At 73.7% G+C, this 15,337-nt stretch carries 17 protein-coding genes and 1 pseudogene; 13 read left to right on the top strand and 5 right to left on the bottom strand.

Annotated elements, in window-relative coordinates; all coding sequences use genetic code 11:
- Positions 1-189, bottom strand: a pseudogene (locus ACFP3V_RS14780) (ATP-binding protein); the annotation flags it as partial.
- Positions 190-484: 295 nt separating this feature from the next.
- Entirely contained in the window at positions 485-1,468 is a 984-nt protein-coding gene (locus ACFP3V_RS14775; protein ID WP_380583469.1) for a VldE C-terminal domain-containing protein, read from the bottom strand.
- A 178-nt stretch (positions 1,469-1,646) separates the two neighbouring features.
- On the opposite strand from ACFP3V_RS14775, the gene dapE reads away from it, so the two are divergent.
- The gene (dapE, locus tag ACFP3V_RS14770; protein ID WP_380583468.1) at positions 1,647-2,741 is read left to right on the top strand and encodes a succinyl-diaminopimelate desuccinylase; all 1,095 of its coding nucleotides are present in this window, start codon (positions 1,647-1,649) and stop codon (positions 2,739-2,741) included.
- Positions 2,742-3,896: 1,155 nt separating this feature from the next.
- Positions 3,897-4,694 carry an LOG family protein gene (locus ACFP3V_RS14765; RefSeq protein WP_380583467.1) on the top strand — a complete coding sequence of 266 codons (798 nt, stop codon included), beginning with the start codon at positions 3,897-3,899 and terminating at the stop codon, positions 4,692-4,694.
- A 20-nt stretch (positions 4,695-4,714) separates the two neighbouring features.
- Here the strand turns inward: ACFP3V_RS14765 and folP are convergent, their stop codons facing one another.
- Entirely contained in the window at positions 4,715-5,578 is an 864-nt protein-coding gene (gene folP, locus ACFP3V_RS14760) for a dihydropteroate synthase (RefSeq protein ID WP_380583466.1), read from the bottom strand.
- Between the two features lie 85 nt (positions 5,579-5,663).
- Between folP and ACFP3V_RS14755 the strand changes: the two genes are divergently transcribed.
- Genes ACFP3V_RS14755 through ACFP3V_RS14735 form a run of 5 tightly spaced genes read left to right on the top strand, consistent with a single transcriptional unit; the run spans position 5,664 to position 8,341 of the window.
- Positions 5,664-6,005, top strand: coding sequence for a DivIVA domain-containing protein (locus tag ACFP3V_RS14755; protein ID WP_380583465.1), 342 nt, complete (start codon positions 5,664-5,666; stop codon positions 6,003-6,005).
- Positions 6,002-6,577 carry a DNA-3-methyladenine glycosylase I gene (locus ACFP3V_RS14750; RefSeq protein ID WP_380583464.1) on the top strand — a complete coding sequence of 192 codons (576 nt, stop codon included), beginning with the start codon at positions 6,002-6,004 and terminating at the stop codon, positions 6,575-6,577. The genes ACFP3V_RS14755 and ACFP3V_RS14750 overlap by 4 nt, the downstream gene beginning before the upstream one ends.
- Positions 6,578-6,630: 53 nt before the next feature.
- A complete protein-coding gene (locus tag ACFP3V_RS14745) occupies positions 6,631-6,957 on the top strand; it encodes a hypothetical protein (RefSeq protein WP_380583463.1) in 327 nt (108 codons plus the stop codon).
- On the top strand, positions 6,957-8,108 hold the full coding sequence (locus tag ACFP3V_RS14740; protein WP_380583462.1) for a WXG100 family type VII secretion target: 1,152 nt from the start codon (positions 6,957-6,959) through the stop codon (positions 8,106-8,108). Before ACFP3V_RS14745 ends, ACFP3V_RS14740 begins: the two co-directional genes overlap by 1 nt.
- Positions 8,105-8,341 carry a hypothetical protein gene (locus tag ACFP3V_RS14735; RefSeq protein ID WP_380583461.1) on the top strand — a complete coding sequence of 79 codons (237 nt, stop codon included), beginning with the start codon at positions 8,105-8,107 and terminating at the stop codon, positions 8,339-8,341. The genes ACFP3V_RS14740 and ACFP3V_RS14735 overlap by 4 nt, the downstream gene beginning before the upstream one ends.
- 17 nt (positions 8,342-8,358) lie before the next feature.
- On the opposite strand, the gene ACFP3V_RS14730 is transcribed toward ACFP3V_RS14735, so the two are convergent.
- Complete coding sequence (locus ACFP3V_RS14730; protein ID WP_380583460.1) at positions 8,359-9,162, bottom strand: enoyl-CoA hydratase-related protein; 804 nt, start codon at positions 9,160-9,162, stop codon at positions 8,359-8,361.
- A 302-nt stretch (positions 9,163-9,464) separates the two neighbouring features.
- On the opposite strand from ACFP3V_RS14730, the gene ACFP3V_RS14725 reads away from it, so the two are divergent.
- Positions 9,465-9,632, top strand: coding sequence for a DUF3117 domain-containing protein (locus ACFP3V_RS14725; RefSeq protein ID WP_380583459.1), 168 nt, complete (start codon positions 9,465-9,467; stop codon positions 9,630-9,632).
- A gap of 304 nt (positions 9,633-9,936) precedes the next feature.
- Here ACFP3V_RS14725 and ACFP3V_RS14720 read toward each other — a convergent pair whose 3' ends face one another.
- Positions 9,937-10,551, bottom strand: coding sequence for an O-methyltransferase (locus tag ACFP3V_RS14720; RefSeq protein ID WP_380583458.1), 615 nt, complete (start codon positions 10,549-10,551; stop codon positions 9,937-9,939).
- 270 nt (positions 10,552-10,821) lie between these two features.
- Here ACFP3V_RS14720 and sigE point away from each other — a divergent pair, with 270 nt between their 5' ends.
- The 5 genes from sigE (at position 10,822) to ACFP3V_RS14695 (ending at position 15,333) form a co-directional block, all read left to right on the top strand.
- Positions 10,822-11,493: an RNA polymerase sigma factor SigE gene (gene sigE / locus ACFP3V_RS14715; RefSeq protein ID WP_380583457.1), complete on the top strand. Its 672-nt coding sequence runs from the start codon at positions 10,822-10,824 to the stop codon at positions 11,491-11,493.
- Positions 11,493-12,251: an anti-sigma factor family protein gene (locus tag ACFP3V_RS14710; RefSeq protein ID WP_380583456.1), complete on the top strand. Its 759-nt coding sequence runs from the start codon at positions 11,493-11,495 to the stop codon at positions 12,249-12,251. The genes sigE and ACFP3V_RS14710 overlap by 1 nt, the downstream gene beginning before the upstream one ends.
- A gap of 652 nt (positions 12,252-12,903) precedes the next feature.
- Positions 12,904-14,127 carry a S1C family serine protease gene (locus tag ACFP3V_RS14705; protein ID WP_380583455.1) on the top strand — a complete coding sequence of 408 codons (1,224 nt, stop codon included), beginning with the start codon at positions 12,904-12,906 and terminating at the stop codon, positions 14,125-14,127.
- Between the two features lie 88 nt (positions 14,128-14,215).
- Entirely contained in the window at positions 14,216-14,635 is a 420-nt protein-coding gene (locus tag ACFP3V_RS14700) for a sec-independent translocase (RefSeq protein WP_380583454.1), read from the top strand.
- Positions 14,636-14,703: 68 nt separating this feature from the next.
- Entirely contained in the window at positions 14,704-15,333 is a 630-nt protein-coding gene (locus ACFP3V_RS14695; RefSeq protein WP_380583453.1) for a hypothetical protein, read from the top strand.
- Positions 15,334-15,337 lie beyond the last annotated feature (4 nt).

The following is a 15,337-nucleotide window of genomic DNA, read 5'->3' as shown; positions in this document are numbered from 1 at the left end:
CTCGTGGGCGGCGCTCTGCACGCCGCCGCCCAGGCTCGCGGTGTCGAGCTGGCTCAGGCCGCCGACGTCCGGAACCGTGGGCAGCGCCGGGGCCGCGGCGTGGGCCGAGCCCGCGGCGACGACCGGGACCGCGCCGGCGGCGACGATGAGCGCGGCCTGGACGACACGGCGCGAGAGGGGGAGAGACATGGTGCTCCTTGTGGAGACGGGGACATGGCCTGTCCGCCCGGGCGGACGTGGTGATTACCGCTTCAGGGGCACGAAGGTTTCGGCCGCCCCGGGTAAAGAGTTCCCCAACAGGAATCGTCGCAAAGCCGGACGAAACGTCAACTCTCCCCGCCTGCAGCCGTTTCGGCCGGAATGTTTCTTCGCGACCGTCCCATGCGGCCTGCGCCTTCACCGGTTCTGCACGAGTCGCCGGGGCGGATCCGTCCGCAACATCCGCTGGCGTCAACGTGACTGACGTGCCCTCACCCTTCTGGGGCTAGGCCGAATGGCTGGCTTCCACCCCGGACGCGGCGGCCACCGCGACCTCGATCCGAACCGGGCCGTTCGCGGGCGTGCCCGGATCGGCCTGCCAGCCCTTGTCGGAGGCGCTCGCCCGCCAGACCTGGCCCGCGTAGCCCACGGAGGCCAGGTGCAGGGACTTGGCGTGGGCGACCGCCCACTCGGCCACGGCCCAGCCGTGCTGGGTCTGCCGGGCGCCGCGCAGCGCCACGTCGACCACGCGCCGCCCGGACGCACCGGGCGAAGCGGCGTCCGCGCTCGGCGCCGCCGCGACCACCGTCGGGGCGGCGACCTTGCCGAACTCCTTGGTCACCGCCGCCGTCAGTTCGCCGGTCCCGGTCGCCGTCCCGACGCCGTCCACGGTGCAGTCGAGCCCCGAGGCCACGCGCCCGGAGAGAGCCCCGGACAGCACGGTGGCGTCCGGCTCGTGCTGCGCGTAGGCGTCCGGGTAGCCGGACTTCTGCACGTCCTGCGCGGCCTCGGTGAGCGGGAGTTGGGCATAGCCGGGGATCTTCACCAGCTTGTCCAGGAACTTGTTGGTCGCGTAGACCGGGTCGACGATCTGCGCCGGCGTGCCCCAGCCCTGGGAGGGGCGCTGCTGGAACAGCCCGAGCGAGTCGCGGTCGCCGCCCTGGAGGTTGCGCAGGCGCGACTCCTGCATCGCGGTGGCGAGGGAGATGGTGACGGCGCGCTCGGGCAGGTTCCGGGAGGTGGCCACGGCGGCGATGGTCGAGGCGTTCTGCATCTGCTCCAGCGTCAGATCCACGACGCCGTCGGCGGTGTCGGCCCGGCAGCCCTCCACGATCGGGTTGACCAGGTGCTTGCCCTTGTTGAAGAGGATGATCCCGCCGACGACGACCAGCGCGAGCAGCAGCACCAGCGGCCCGCAGGCCAGCCAGCGCCGACGACGGCGCGGCTCGGGGGAGTGCTCTGCGGCGTCCATCATCTCCTTCAGGCTCACGAGGCGTCCCTTCCGCAGTGGTTCAGCGCTGGCGTTCGACCCCCCGAACGCGCTGAACCCTACCTACTCGGACGCCCTTCGCGGCACCACGGTTCGCACGCGCAGTGATCCACCGGGGGCCCGGCCTGTGCGTTGCGACACGGCGGGAACCCCCACAGGCCACGTAGGCTGGCGTTTCATGACGCCGAGTGCCGCTTCCCACGCCCCGACCCGCCCCGTGCTCGACCTCAGCCGGACCGGTGCGGAGCTCACCGCCGACCTGGTCGACATCCCCTCCGTCAGTGGCGACGAGGGCGCCATCGCCGACGCCGTCGAGGCGGCGCTGCGGCAGCTGCCGCACCTGACGGTCGAGCGCGACGGGCACGCCGTGGTGGCGCGGACCCATCTGGGCCGCAGGGAGCGGGTGGTACTGGCGGGCCACCTGGACACCGTGCCGATCGCGGACAACGTGCCCTCCCGCGTCGAGGGCGATTTCATCTACGGCTGCGGCACGTCGGACATGAAGTCCGGGGTCGCGGTGCAGCTGCGGATCGCGGCGACCGTGCCGGAGCCGAACCGGGACATCACCTTCGTCTTCTACGACTGCGAGGAGGTCGAGGCCCGGCGCAACGGCCTGGGCCGACTGGCCCGCAACCACCCGGAGTGGCTGCAGGCGGACTTCGCGGTGCTGCTGGAGGGCACGAACGGCGTCGTCGAGGGCGGCTGCCAGGGGACGCTGCGGGCGGAGATCCGGACCACGGGCGTGCGCGCGCACAGCGCGCGGAGCTGGCTCGGCGACAACGCGATCCACAAGGCCGCGCCGATCTTGGAGCGGCTGGCCGGGTACCGCCCGCGGCTGGTGGACATCGAGGGCCTGCAGTACCACGAGGGGCTGAACGCGGTCCGGGTGGAAGGCGGCGTGGCCAACAACGTGATCCCGGACGAGTGCCTGGTGGTCGTCAACTACCGCTTCGCGCCGGATCGTTCGGTGGAGGAGGCGTCGCGGCACGTGGAGGAGGTGTTCGCGGGCTTCGACGTCGTGGTGACCGACTACGCGGCGGGCGCGCTGCCCGGGCTGACGCAGCCGGCGGCGGCGGAGTTCGTCGCCGCGACCGGGGGCACGCCCCGGGCCAAGTTCGGCTGGACGGACGTGGCCCGCTTCTCCGCGCTCGGCGTTCCCGCCGTCAACTGCGGCCCCGGTGACCCGAACCTGGCCCACACGCGTGACGAGCACTGCTCGCTGTCGGCCATCGCCGACCTCGAGAAGCGCATGCGCGCCTGGCTCCAGAGCTGACCCCTCCGGGGCGGAGAGCCGCCCACCCCGCTGACGGCCCGCGTCCCGGCGGAGCGGCCGGCCCGCGGCGGATTCCGGCCCTGGGCCGGACCGCTGCGGGCCGCCGGGACGGCCGGGCGGCCGGCTCGTCCGGCCCTGCGGCGCGCCGAGCCCACCCCACCCCCCGCGCCTCCGGCACAGCAACCCCGCTCCGCCGCCTTCCGGGGCGANTCGTCCGGCCCTGCGGCGCGCCGAGCCCACCCCACCCCCCGCGCCTCCGGCACAGCAACCCCGCTCCGCCGCCTTCCGGGGCGACGAGCCTGCCGACGCGGAGCGCCCCTGCGGGGCAGCCGCCCACGGCCCCTCACCGCAGCGTTACGGCCCTACTGCACGGCGCAGCTTGGCCCAGCTCGGCGGTACGGCCCATGCCTGCGTGGGCTTCCGCCGCTTGCTGCCTGTGGGCCGGGGGCTCCGCTGCCGTGGCCGGGCAGGCCGGCTCGGGGTGCCCTTCGGGGCGGCGAGCCTGCCGACGCGGAGCGCCCCTGCGGGGCAGCCGCCCACGGCCCCTCACGTTGGCTCACCGCGCGGCGTTACGGCCCTACCCTGCGCCGCGCACCTCGGCCCAGCTCGGCGGTACGGCCCTACTGCACCGCGCCGCTTGGCCCAGCTCGGCGGTCGGCCCCTGCCTGCGTGGGCTTCCGCCGCTTGCTGCCTGTGGGCCGGGGGCTCCGCCGCGGTGGCCGGGCAGGCCGGCTGGGGGTGCCCTTCGGGGCAGCCGCCCACGGCCCCTCACGTTGGCTCACCGCGCGGCGTTACGGCCCTACTTGCGCCGCGCACCTCGGCCCGGCTCGGCGTTACGGCCCTACTGCACTGCGCAGCTTGGCCCAGTTCGGCGTTACGGCCCGTGCCTGCGTGGGGGCTTCCGCCGCTTGCTGCCTGTGGGCCGGGGGCTCCGCCGCGGTGGCCGGGCAGGCCGGCTGGGGGGTGCCCTTCGGGGCGGCGAGCCTGCTGCGCGGAGCGCCCCTGCGGGGGAGCGGACTGCGGCCCACAGCCTGGCCGATCCGGTCGCACAGGCCGCCGTCCGCCGCGCCCTGGCTGCCAGGCATCTGAGCCTGACCAGGGGCGGCGTGGGGAAATACCCTCCCCGGGTTGGTCATGGACGTAGGCTCCGGGGGTATGAGCGAAGACATCCGGAACGAGAAGAGTCGGGTGCGTGGGAAGGTGAAGGTGAGGCAGAGGGGACCGGTGTTGCTTCGAGGTGACGCCGTGGACTCGAGCACGACGGACCAGCGGCTGCTGGACTCCGCCGGCCCCTCGGACTGGCTGCACACCGACCCGTGGCGGGTCATGCGCATCCAGTCCGAGTTCGTCGAAGGCTTCGGCGCCCTCGCCGAACTCGGCCCCGCCGTCAGCGTGTTCGGGTCCGCCCGAACGCCCCCGGAGTCCGAGGAGTACGCCTCCGGCGTCGAGATCGGACGGGCCCTCGCCGAGGCCGGGTACGCGGTCATCACCGGCGGCGGTCCCGGCGCCATGGAGTCGGCCAACCGCGGCGCCTACGAGGCCGGGGGCATGTCCGTCGGGCTCGGCATCGAGCTGCCCTTCGAGCAGGGGCTGAACGACTACATCCACCTCGGGCTGAACTTCCGTTACTTCTTCGTCCGGAAGACCATGTTCGTCAAGTACAGCCAGGGCTTCGTCGTCCTGCCCGGCGGCTTCGGCACGCTGGACGAGCTGTTCGAGGCGCTCACCCTGGTCCAGACGCACAAGGTGACCCGCTTCCCGGTGATCCTCTTCGGCACCGAGTACTGGGGCGGCCTGGTCAACTGGGTGCGCGACACCCTCGTCGCCCAGGGCAAGGCGTCCCCGACCGACCTCGAGCTGATCAGCTGCACGGACTCGGTCGACGAGGCCATCAAGATCCTGGACGCCAGCCGCCGCAACGGCCACCACGTGGCCCCCCACCGGCCGGAGTAGCCGCCCGGCCTGACCAGGCGTCAGGCCAGCCCCCGGCGGGCCACCGCCGGGGGGCGGGTGCCGCGGATGGACGCGACCATGTCCAGCACCTGGCGGGTCTCCGCCACCTGGTGCACGCGGTAGACCTGGGCGCCCAGCCACGCCGAGACCGCCGTCGTCGCGAGCGTGCCCAGCAGCCGCTCGCCGACCGGGCGGTCCAGGGTCTCGCCGACGAAGTCCTTGTTGGAGAGCGAGACCAGCACCGGCCAGCCCGTCGCCGTCATCTCCGGCAGCCGCCGGGTCGCCTCCAGCGAGTGGCGGGTGTTCTTGCCGAAGTCGTGCCCGGGGTCGATCAGGATGGCGTCCCGCCGCACGCCCAGGGCCAGGGCCCGCTCGGCCTCGCCCACCGTCTGCGCCAGGATGTCGGCCATCACGTCCGCGTACTCGACGCGGTGCGGGCGGGTGCGCGGCTCGGCCCCGCCGGTGTGCGTGCAGACCAGCCCCGCGCCGTGCTTCGCGGCCACCTCGGCCAGCTTGGGGTCGTAGCCGCCCCACGCGTCGTTGAGCAGGTCGGCCCCCGCCTCGCAGACGGCCTCTCCGACCTCGTGCCGCCAGGTGTCCACGCTGATCACCACGTCCGGGTGCCGCCTGCGCAGCGCGGCGACGAACGGGACGGTGCGGCGCAGCTCCTCCTCGACCGTCACCTCCTCGCCCGGGCCGGCCTTGACCCCGCCGATGTCGAGGATGGCCGCGCCCTCGGCCACGGCGCGGTCCGCGGCCGCGAAGGCCGGTTCGTCCGCGAACGTCGCCCCCTGGTCGAAGAAGGAGTCCGGGGTGCGGTTGACGATGGCCATGATCACGAGCTCGTCCTCGGCGAAGCTGCGCGGACCGAGTGCAAGGGCCATGCGTCCTCCAAGCTTGGTAGGCCATGATGGGCACGAACATGCGGGGCTCGTCCATGATCCCCCACCGGAAGCCGGGAGTGCGTCAGTGTTCTGGGTCATCGTCGTCGTCATGGTGCTCGTGGTGGGCGCGGCGGCGCTGGTCGCCTTGGGGGCGGGCGGCTCGCTGCCGGACGCCGAGCGGGACCGGCTCGCCGCGCGGCTGCCGGACGACCGACCGGTCCACCGCCGGGACGTGGACGAGCTGCGACTGCCGATGGCGCTGCGTGGCTACCGGATGGACGAGGTCGACGACGTGCTGGACCGCCTCGGCGTCGAGCTGGCCCAACGCGACGCCCGCGTGGCCGAGTTGGAGAGCGCACTGGCCGCCGCCCTGCCTTCCGCCGGTCCGGCGCAGCAGCGCCCCGAGCCGCCGCAGGACGCACGGTGACGGCCGCCGTTCCCGGCCCGGACGGGCTGCTGCGCTGCCCCTGGGGCGTCTCCACGGCGGACTACCTGCCGTACCACGACGAGGAGTGGGGCCGCCCGGTCCACGGCGACCGGGCCCTGTTCGAGCGGATCAGCCTGGAGGCCTTCCAGTCCGGGTTGTCCTGGATCACCATCCTGCGCCGCCGGGAGGGCTTCCGGGCCGCGTTCGCCGGCTTCGACCCGGCCGTCGTCGCGGCGTACGGGGAGGCCGACGTCGAGCGCCTGCTGGCCGACCCGGGCATCATCCGCAACCGCGCCAAGGTGCTCGCCACCATCGCCAACGCCCGCGCCCTGCTCGAACTGGACGGCAGCCTGGACGAGTTGGTCTGGTCCCACGCCCCGGACCCGGCGCCGCCCGCGCCGAAGACCCTGGCCGACGTGCCCGCGGTGACGCCCGAGTCCACCGCGCTCGCCAAGTCCCTGAAGAAGCACGGCTTCCGCTTCGTCGGGCCGACCACCGCCTACGCCCTGATGCAGGCCTGCGGCCTGGTCGACGACCATCTCGCCGACTGCGTGTCGCGCCGTCAGAACTGAGGCGTACGCTCTCCCCTCGGAATGCGAACTGTCGTGCTCATGGGGGAGACAGGATGGGAGACCGGTTCAAGGTCGATCCGACGGCCGTGGACGGCCTGGCGGACAACGGGTTCACAGCCGAGGCCACCGATCTGCGCACCGCGCTCGCGGCCTTCGAGTCGACGGCGGGTCAGATCTTCGACGCCTTCGGCCTGCTCGGCGCCTGCGACGGCGCCATGCAGCAGTACACCGGGCTGCTGGACACCACGACCACCGCGCTCGGCAGGATCGCCGAGGCCCTGGAAGGGGACGCCGAGCGGCTGCACGCCACCGCGGCGGAGTACCGCGGCAACGAGCAGCGGACGCACGGTCAGTTCCGCACGCTGCACGAGGCCTTCTGATGGGCGGCGGGATCAACGGCTGGATCGACGGCAAGGTGCTGCAGATCCTGGAGGCCTGCGGCGTCCAACTGCCCGGCGGCAACGGTCAGGTGCTGCGCCAGGTGGCCGGCTCCTGGGACACCATGGGCAACGCGCTGACCGGCGCCGTCTCCGCCCTCGACGGCCGGATCGCCGGCGTCGGCCCGGACCAGTGGTCCGGCGACGCCCGGGACGCCTTCGGCCGGCACTGGCAGGAGCAGCGCCAGGTGATGACCGACCTCGCGGCCAACATGCACAAGGCGGCCCAGGGGCTGCGCTCCTACGCGGACGAGATCGACGGCATCAACGAGGCCATCATCGACATCTGCGTCCAGATAGCCGAGATGGAGATCGCCGGCGCCGCGCTCTCCTTCTTCACCGGTTTCCTCTCGGACCTCGTCGCCAACGCGGCCGTCGCCGCGAAGGTGGCCGAAGTCGCCGGTCTGGTCGAGAAGTTCGTCGCCGCCGCGGAGCGGGTGGGCGAACTGCTGGGCGAACTCTTCCGGCTCGGCGAGGAGGGGGCCGCGAAGCTGGCGCAGATCGTCGGCAAGCTGGCCAGGCTCACCGTGAGCAGCCTCGGCAAGACGGCGGAGGCCTTCGCCACGAACTTCGTCGCGGACGCGGGCAGCGAGATGGCCAACGAGGCCCTGAGCGGGAAGCCGGTCGACGTGGGCGGGGCCATGAGCGACGGCTGGAAGGAGGCCGCGGGGACGGCGGCCTTCACCGGCGTCGCGGGCTTCGCCGGCGGCGCCCTCGGCCGCGGCGGCGGGATCGTCGGCGATGTGCTGCGGAACGAGGGCAAGTTCGGCACGGCCGCCAACGGCGCGCTCGGCAACGTCGCCGGCACGATGACCAACGACCTCGCCCACAGCGACCAGAAGAGCGCGGGCGACATGGCCTGGGACTCCGGAATCGCCGCCGCCACCGGCGCCTACGGCAACTCCCGCATCCGCCAGAAGCTGGACGGGCTCACCGAGCGCGGCGGCTTCGGCGGCGAGAACCTGAGCCCGGCCGGCCGGGTCCAGGACCACGCCTACGAGGCGTCCACCGGAACGGCCTTCAACGGCGCCGTCTATGCTGCCGGTTCCGGCATCGAGTCGGATCTGCAGACCCTGGAGCAGCACGAGCAGTGAACAGCGTTCCCCTGGCCTACGTACCCCCCGGCGGCGCCGGATCGGGACCGTTCCCGTGGTGGCCGTTCCTGGCCAGCCTGGTGCTGCTCGTGGCGCTGGCCCTGGTGGGCCTGGGCCTGTATCTGTGCGTGAGCCTGCTGCGCGTCGAGGGGCGGGCCCGGGGCGTGCTCCCGGGCCTGCTCTTCGTGCTCCTCGGCGCCGGGGCCGGCGCCTTCGGTCTCTGGCTCTGGTGATCGGGCGGCTCTGGTGATCAGGCGCCGGTGAACCGCGGCGTGGACTTGTTCACGAAGGCCTCCACGGCGATGGAGTGGTCGGCCGACTCGCCCGCCAGGGTCTGCAGTTCGTCCTCGACGGCCAGGGTCTCGACCAGGGAGTGACTGGCGCCGTAGGCGAGCGAGCGCTTGATGGCGCCGTAGGCCACGGTCGGTCCCTCCGCCAGCCGGCGCGCGAAGGCCCGCGCCGCCTCCGCCAACTCCCCTGCGGGAAGCACCTGGTGGGCCAGGCCGAGCTGAAGTGCCGCGTCGGCCTTGACCGTCTGCGGGAACATCAGCAGCTCGGCCGCCTTGGCGTGGCCCACGAGCCGGGGCAGCGTCCACGACGCGCCGGAGTCGGCGGTCAGCGCGACGCCGGCGAAGGAGGTGTTGAAGCCGCCGTGGTCGGCCAGCAGCCGGAAGTCGCAGGCCCAGGCGAGCGCGGCCCCCGCCCCCGCCGCCACGCCGTTGACGGCGGCGACGACCGGCTTCGGCATCGACGCCAGGGCGGTGACCAGCGGGTTGTAGTGCTCCCTGACCGTGGACAGGGCCGGGCCGCCCTCGCCGGCCTTGGCCGCGGCGAGCTTGCCGAGGTGCTCCTTGAGGTCCTGGCCCACGCAGAAGGCGCGGTCGCCGGCCCCGGTGAGCAGCACGGCCCGGACCGCCCGGTCCTCCCCGGCGGCGACCGCCGCGTCGCGCAGTGCCACCTTGGTCGCGGTGTCCAACGCGTTCATGGCCTCGGGGCGGTTGATGGTGATCGTCGCCAGCCCGTTGTCGATCTCGTAGAGCACGCTGTCGGCCATGGAGGACACCTCTCACTTCGTCGTGGTCCGTGTGATCAGCATGGCGGATCGGCCGCGCCGCGGAGGATGTGACGTACCGCACTCGGCCGATGCGCGGCGGGCCCTGCTCCCCCTCTCGCGGAAAGGGTCTGACGGTGCGTCGGCCGTGTGGTGAGAGTGTGATGGGGCAGGAGAGATGAGTGATGTTGGTCATCCGCCGTCCGGATGCGGGATACTGGTACTCCGATCAGTGCGTTCGAAACCTGCGGTGGACGGACCGCAGGTGGTGCTCCGGTGAGCAGCTTGCAGGAAGGGGAACGAGCATGGCGGCCATGAAGCCGCGGACGGGCGACGGCCCGCTCGAGGTGACCAAGGAGGGGCGGGGCATCGTCATGCGAGTTCCGCTCGAGGGCGGCGGGCGACTCGTCGTCGAGCTGACGCCCGACGAGGCCGAGGCGCTCGGCGAGGCCCTGAAGAAGGCCTGCGGCTGACCGCGCTCCCTTTTCCTTGAGCAGTGCCGAGGTCCCGACCGCCCATCCGCGGTCGGGACCTTTGCTGTCCCCCCGGGGGCGGGAGGCCGGCCGCCTGAGAGCGGCAGCGGGGCCTGGATCGCCCGGGGCGCGCTCCCCCCGGGCAGCGGGGGCCCGGTCCGCCCAGGCCGCGCTGCCCCCGAGCAGCCGGGCGCCCGGTTCTCCGAAGTCGCCGCCGGCTCCCCGCATCTCCACCCGACCGCCACGCCCAGGTGGCTGCCCCGCGCTCGCGCGGCGGACCGCGCCTGCCGCTGGGGGAGTTCGGCTACCTCTTGAGCGCGCAGAGCAGTCCGTCGCCCACCGGGAGCAGGGCGGCTGTCAGGTTCGGGTGCTCCCGGACCGCGCGGACCGTGTCCCGGGCCTCCGGCGTCTCCGCCGTCAGCGCCGCCTCGAAGCAGACCAGGCCCCCGGGCCGAAGCAGGCGCAACGATTCTGCAAGGTAGTCCAGCGACTCCACGGGGTCCGCGTCGCAGAACACCACGTCGTACTGCCCGTCGGCCAGCCGGGGCAGCACCTCCAGGGCGTAGCCGGGGATCAGCCGGGCCCTGCTCCCCGCGAAGCCGCCCAGCACGAAGACCTCGCGCGCGGCCCGCTGCAGGCCGGGCTGGACGTCGACGGTGGTGAGCACGCCGTCGCTGCGCATGCCCCGCAGCAGACTCAGCCCGGACACCCCCGTCCCCGTGCCGATCTCCACCACGGCGCGGGCGCCCACCGCGCCCGCCAGCAGCCGCAGCGCGGCCCCGCTGCCCGGCGAGACCGCGCGCACCCCCGCCGCCTCCGCCGTGGCCCGGGCGCGGGCCAGCACGTCGTCCTCGACCGCGTACGCGTCGGCGAGGACCGCGTCCGGCTGCCCGTAGCCGCTGATCTCCGCCTCCCTCACGCCTGTCGGCCCCGCTCGAACTGATCACTGCTGATTTCTGGCCACAGGGTAGTGCGTGGCTCCGGAACCGGGGTGCCCCCTCGTCCGTTGGACTTGGCGGACGCGTTGGCGTCTCGTAAGGTGTTCGGCTTTTATCCGGTACATACGGGTGGTGCGGATATGGTGGTGGCCCTGCTAGGCAGAAGAGCCAGTCGAGGAGGTGTGGCTGAGGGGGGCGCCCGATCGCGGCAAGCTCGCGGCCCCGCGCCGGACCGTAGGCCGATGCCCGTGATGAGTGAGACGCAGCCCGAGGTCCAGACGCAGACCGTCGCCGGTTTCGAGCAGGAGAGCGCAGCCGGTTGGACCCCTCCCACCTGGGAGGAGATCGTCCAGACGCACAGCGCGCGGGTCTACCGCCTCGCCTACCGCCTGACGGGCAACCAGCACGACGCCGAGGACCTCACCCAGGAGGTGTTCGTCCGCGTCTTCCGCTCGCTGTCCACCTACACGCCCGGCACCTTCGAGGGCTGGCTGCACCGGATCACCACGAACCTGTTCCTGGACATGGTCCGCCGCAAGCAGCGCATCCGCTTCGACGCGCTGGCCGAGGACGCCGCCGAGCGCCTGGCCAGCCGCGAGCCCTCGCCGGCGCAGCACTTCCACGACAACCACTTCGACGCCGACGTCCAGCAGGCGCTGGACACGCTGGCGCCCGAGTTCCGTGCCGCGGTCGTGCTCTGTGACATCGAGGGCCTGTCCTACGAGGAGATCGCGGCGACCCTCGGCGTGAAGCTGGGGACCGTCCGCAGCCGGATCCACCGCGGGCGCGCGCACCTGCGCGCCGCGCTGAAGCACCGCGCCCCCGGCGCGGTCGCAGGGCGCGAACGCCGGTCCGGCGAGGACGAGTTGACCACTGCCGACCTGCCCCCGCTGGATGCGTTGGACAGGGGGATGACCACGTGATGAGCGAGCAGCAGCGGCGGGCCGCGCAGGTGGCCTCCGGACTGGTCGAGCTGAAGGTGGCCCCGCGCACGCCCCCGGTCCCCGAGGAACACCTCGGGGACCGCTTGGCCGCGTTCGTGGACGGCGAGCTCGACCACGGCGCGCGGGAGCGCATCCAGTCCCACCTGGCCGGGTGCGCCCAGTGCCTGGCCGAGGTGGAGGTGCAGCGGCGGCTGAAGTCGCGTCTCCGGGAGGTCCCCTCACCAGCTCCCAGCGACGTCTTCCTCAGTCGACTGATGGGCCTCGCGGCCCAGGAGCAGCAGCCGACGGACCGTCAGGATCCGCCTGCGGGCGCCCCGATGGACCAGCAACCGTCGAACGTCCGCCCGCTGTTCGGCAGCGGCGGCCTCGGTGCGGGGTCCTTCGGACGCGGCACGGGTCTGTTCGGCTCGGGCGCGCTGGGTGCGGAGCACCCGGTCCCGGGTGTGGACCCGCGCGCCGCGCTGGTGGCTGCCGCCTCCCCCGCCCCGCGCCGCCGGTTCGCCTTCGTCGCGGCGGGCGCGGTCTCGGTCGCGGCGGTGGCGCTGAGCTCGGCGCTGACGGGCGTGAGCGCGTCGGAGTCCCCGTCCGCGCCCACGACGACCACCCCGGTGGCGGGTTCGGGCACGTACACCTACAGTCCCGCCACCAGCCGGGTCGCCTTCCAGGTCCAGAACGCCGACGACCTCTCCGCCCTCCGCCGCCCCACCCCGTCGTCGACGCCGACCACCCTGCACTAGCCCTCTGTCCGTCCCCCCGCCCGCCCGCGGCTCTACCGCCCCGGGCGGGTGGCCGTTTTCCCTGGCCCGGTGCCGGTCGCCCCGGTCCGGGCGGAGCCGGGGTGCGGCTGAGCTGGGGCCGGGGGCAGAACTGAGCCTGTGTCAGGGCCGGGCTATCCGGGCCGTCCGGGGGCTTGGACCCCGGGCACCCTCGCGGGCTCCGCCCTGCGGTCCGCTCGCCTGGCCTCCACCCGTCGTCGTACGCGTCCCTCGCCGAGGCCGCCCTGGGGGTGCGGCGCACGCCCTGATGAGTGGCTCGACTCCCACGCTCCACGGCTCGGCCCGCGAGCAGTCGCCCTCCGCTCGGGATTGCCTGACGCCCGCCGTCGCCGCCGTCCCCGCCGCGCATGCGCCGGTCGGCCGTCTGCCCGGGCGTGGGTGCGCCGGGAGGCGGGCTGCCGGACCCGGCCCCGTCCCACGGCGGGGGCGTCGGGACGGCTTCGCACCCGGCCTCGCAACGCCGGTGCCGAGAGTGTGGCGTCTCCGCCGCGGGCCGGCGCGAGCCGGGGTCGGCTATTCTCGCGGCGGAACGGGTCCCGTTCGGTTCACATGGTGGTGCAACCCGCCCGTACCTGCTTCAATCGCCCCGAAAGGCGAGAGGAGCACGCCGGGCATGGGTGAGGCGCGCCGCGAGGCGAACTGGTGGAGCCATCCCGCAGGTCCGCACGGCCACGAGCCGATCTTCCGCCCCCGGCCGCCCCGGGAGTGCCCCGCTGCCCCCGTCGCGCCTCCCGTCCGGCCGCACCGGAGGCACGCACGCAACCTCGCCCTCATCGCCGTCACCGTGCTGACCGCCGGCCTGCTCGGGGGCGGCTTCGGCGCCGCCGTGCAGAGCGAGCGCCAGGGCGGCCACCTGACGCTCCATCAAGTCAGCGCCACCGGCACCAGCCACGGCGAGGTGGCGTCCCAACTGCACAGCGCCCTGCCCGGCGTCGTCTACCTCTACGTCCGCACCAGCACCGGCACCAGCACCGGCACCGGCGTCCTGCTCGACACGGACGGGCACATCCTGACGAACAACCACGTCGCGGCCCCGGACGGCGAGGTGGGCCAGATCTCCGTCACCTTCAGCACCGGCCAGAGCCACCCGGCCCAGCTCGTGGGCCGGGACGTCGGCACCGACCTGGCCGTGCTCCGCGTGTCCGGCGTCTCCGGTCTGCAGCCCGCCGTGCTGGGCGACTCCGACGACGTCCAGGTGGGCGACCGCGTCCTGGCCATCGGCGCGCCCTACGGCCTGCAGGGGACGGTCACCGCGGGCATCCTCTCCGCCAAGGACCGTCCCATCGTCTCCGGCGGCGGCAGCAGCGGCAGTGGCAGCGGCCCGGACGACGGGCGCTCCTACCTGGACGCGCTGCAGACGGACGCCCCGATCAACCCGGGCAACTCCGGCGGCCCGCTCCTCGACGCCGCCGGGGCCGTCATCGGCATCAACACCGCCATCCGCTCCTCAGACCCGGACGCCACCGACCCCTACGCCGCCGGTGCCCAGACCGGCAGCATCGGGCTCGGCTTCGCCATCCCCATCGACCAGGCCACCGGCGTGGCCGGCGCGCTGATCGCGCACGGGCGGGCGACCCACCCGGTCCTCGGCGTGACGGTGACCCAGGACGCGGTCGTCCGCAGTGTGGCCGTCCCCCACAGCGTGCTGCGGCCGGGCGACGGCCTGCTGGCCGTCGATGGCGCCCCCGTCACCTCCGCGGACGAGCTGACCGCCCTGGTCCGCGGCCGGAAGCCGGGCACCGAGACGCTGCTGACGGTCCGTCGCGACGGCACCCTGCGCCGGCTGGTCGTGCCGCTGCACGACTCGGGCGAGGGCCTGCCCGCCGGCACCGTGTGATTCACACCCGCGCGTTCGCCCCGGGCCGGTTCCCCGGGCAGCGTCGGGCATTACCCTGGTTCGGTATCCACACAGTCAGGGAGCCGGGATGTTCTTCGACATAGGCCCACTCGAGATGGTCGCCCTCGTGGTCCTTGCCGTCCTCATCTTCGGCCCGGACAAGCTGCCGAAGCTGGTGGCGGACGTGATGGGCTTCATCCGCAAGGTGCGCGAGTTCTCGGACAGCGCCAAGGAGGACATCCGCAAGGAGCTCGGCCCGGAGTACCAGGACTTCGAGTTCCAGGACCTGCACCCGAAGAACTTCGTCCGCAAGCAGCTGTCCAAGCACGGCGACGACTACGGCCTGAGCGAGTTCAAGGAGCTCAAGGACGGCCTGACGGCTGACGCGGCGTCAGCCTCGGCCGCCGTCAAGGGCGTTCGCAGCGACCCGCTCGCCAAGGTCGCCCCGGAGGAGCAGGCGCCCCTGCGGGCCGACGAGCACGCGCCCTACGACCTCGACGCGACCTGACCCTCATCGGCGTGGAGCCCCCGCAGCGGTAGAGTCCTGCCCCGAGCGAACAGCTGGAGGAGGGCCGGATGGACACGACCAGCCAGGTGGGGGCGGTCCCGACCGAGGCGGCCCAGGGGTTTCTGCGTGCGGACTTCCCCTGGTACACCCTGGATGACGGCTGGACCGGGCCGCGCTGGCTCGGCACGGTCGGCACCTCGCCGGACGGCGAGGTGGACTACGGCTCGCTGGGCCACGGCGACGAGCCGGTGCGCTCGTACCTGGCCCAGGACCCGGCGGAGGGCCGCCGCTTCGCGGTGGTGGTCACCGTGGCGAGCCGCCCGCAGCGCAGACTGAAGGACGGCACCGGCCTGCTGGAGGCGACGTCCGTCGCCTCCGCGGCGTGGCTGGCGGGCTCGGGCCTGCTCACCGCGACCGAGCAGGTGCCGATGGAGCGGGCGCTGCGTCAGGAGTGGCTCGACCAGCAGACGACGCTGGCCTGGGACCTCGCCGACGCCATCGACGGCCCCGGCTGGACCTCGCTGACCCTCCCGGTCAACGGCACGCCGCAGGCGTTCCGCTACCGCGAGTCCGAGTACGGCTGGGTCCTCGCCGGCGACGCCCCCGGCGTCCACCTCGGCGCCTACGGCCGTGGCGTCTCCGCCTACGGCCTGGGCTTCACCACGGTGACGGATCTGAGCGTCTTCAACGGCGAGTAGCCCC

The sequence above is a fragment of the Streptacidiphilus monticola genome (genome assembly GCF_042658505.1).
GTDB lineage: Bacteria > Actinomycetota > Actinomycetes > Streptomycetales > Streptomycetaceae > Streptacidiphilus > Streptacidiphilus monticola.
Note: the sequence above shows the minus strand (reverse complement) of the source record. Positions and strands in the feature narration are given on the sequence as shown.

What these genes read in the sequence shown, in the direction of transcription:
- dapE (WP_380583468.1), top strand. Translation starts at nt 1,647, where the DNA reads ATGACGCCGAGTGCCGCTTCCCACGCCCCGACCCGCCCCGTGCTCGAC.
- ACFP3V_RS14765 (WP_380583467.1), top strand. Translation starts at nt 3,897, where the DNA reads ATGAGCGAAGACATCCGGAACGAGAAGAGTCGGGTGCGTGGGAAGGTG.
- folP (WP_380583466.1), bottom strand. Translation starts at nt 5,578, where the DNA reads ATGGCCCTTGCACTCGGTCCGCGCAGCTTCGCCGAGGACGAGCTCGTG.
- ACFP3V_RS14745 (WP_380583463.1), top strand. Translation starts at nt 6,631, where the DNA reads ATGGGAGACCGGTTCAAGGTCGATCCGACGGCCGTGGACGGCCTGGCG.
- ACFP3V_RS14740 (WP_380583462.1), top strand. Translation starts at nt 6,957, where the DNA reads ATGGGCGGCGGGATCAACGGCTGGATCGACGGCAAGGTGCTGCAGATC.
- ACFP3V_RS14730 (WP_380583460.1), bottom strand. Translation starts at nt 9,162, where the DNA reads ATGGCCGACAGCGTGCTCTACGAGATCGACAACGGGCTGGCGACGATC.
- ACFP3V_RS14725 (WP_380583459.1), top strand. Translation starts at nt 9,465, where the DNA reads ATGGCGGCCATGAAGCCGCGGACGGGCGACGGCCCGCTCGAGGTGACC.
- sigE (WP_380583457.1), top strand. Translation starts at nt 10,822, where the DNA reads ATGAGTGAGACGCAGCCCGAGGTCCAGACGCAGACCGTCGCCGGTTTC.
- ACFP3V_RS14710 (WP_380583456.1), top strand. Translation starts at nt 11,493, where the DNA reads ATGAGCGAGCAGCAGCGGCGGGCCGCGCAGGTGGCCTCCGGACTGGTC.
- ACFP3V_RS14705 (WP_380583455.1), top strand. Translation starts at nt 12,904, where the DNA reads ATGGGTGAGGCGCGCCGCGAGGCGAACTGGTGGAGCCATCCCGCAGGT.
- ACFP3V_RS14700 (WP_380583454.1), top strand. Translation starts at nt 14,216, where the DNA reads ATGTTCTTCGACATAGGCCCACTCGAGATGGTCGCCCTCGTGGTCCTT.
- ACFP3V_RS14695 (WP_380583453.1), top strand. Translation starts at nt 14,704, where the DNA reads ATGGACACGACCAGCCAGGTGGGGGCGGTCCCGACCGAGGCGGCCCAG.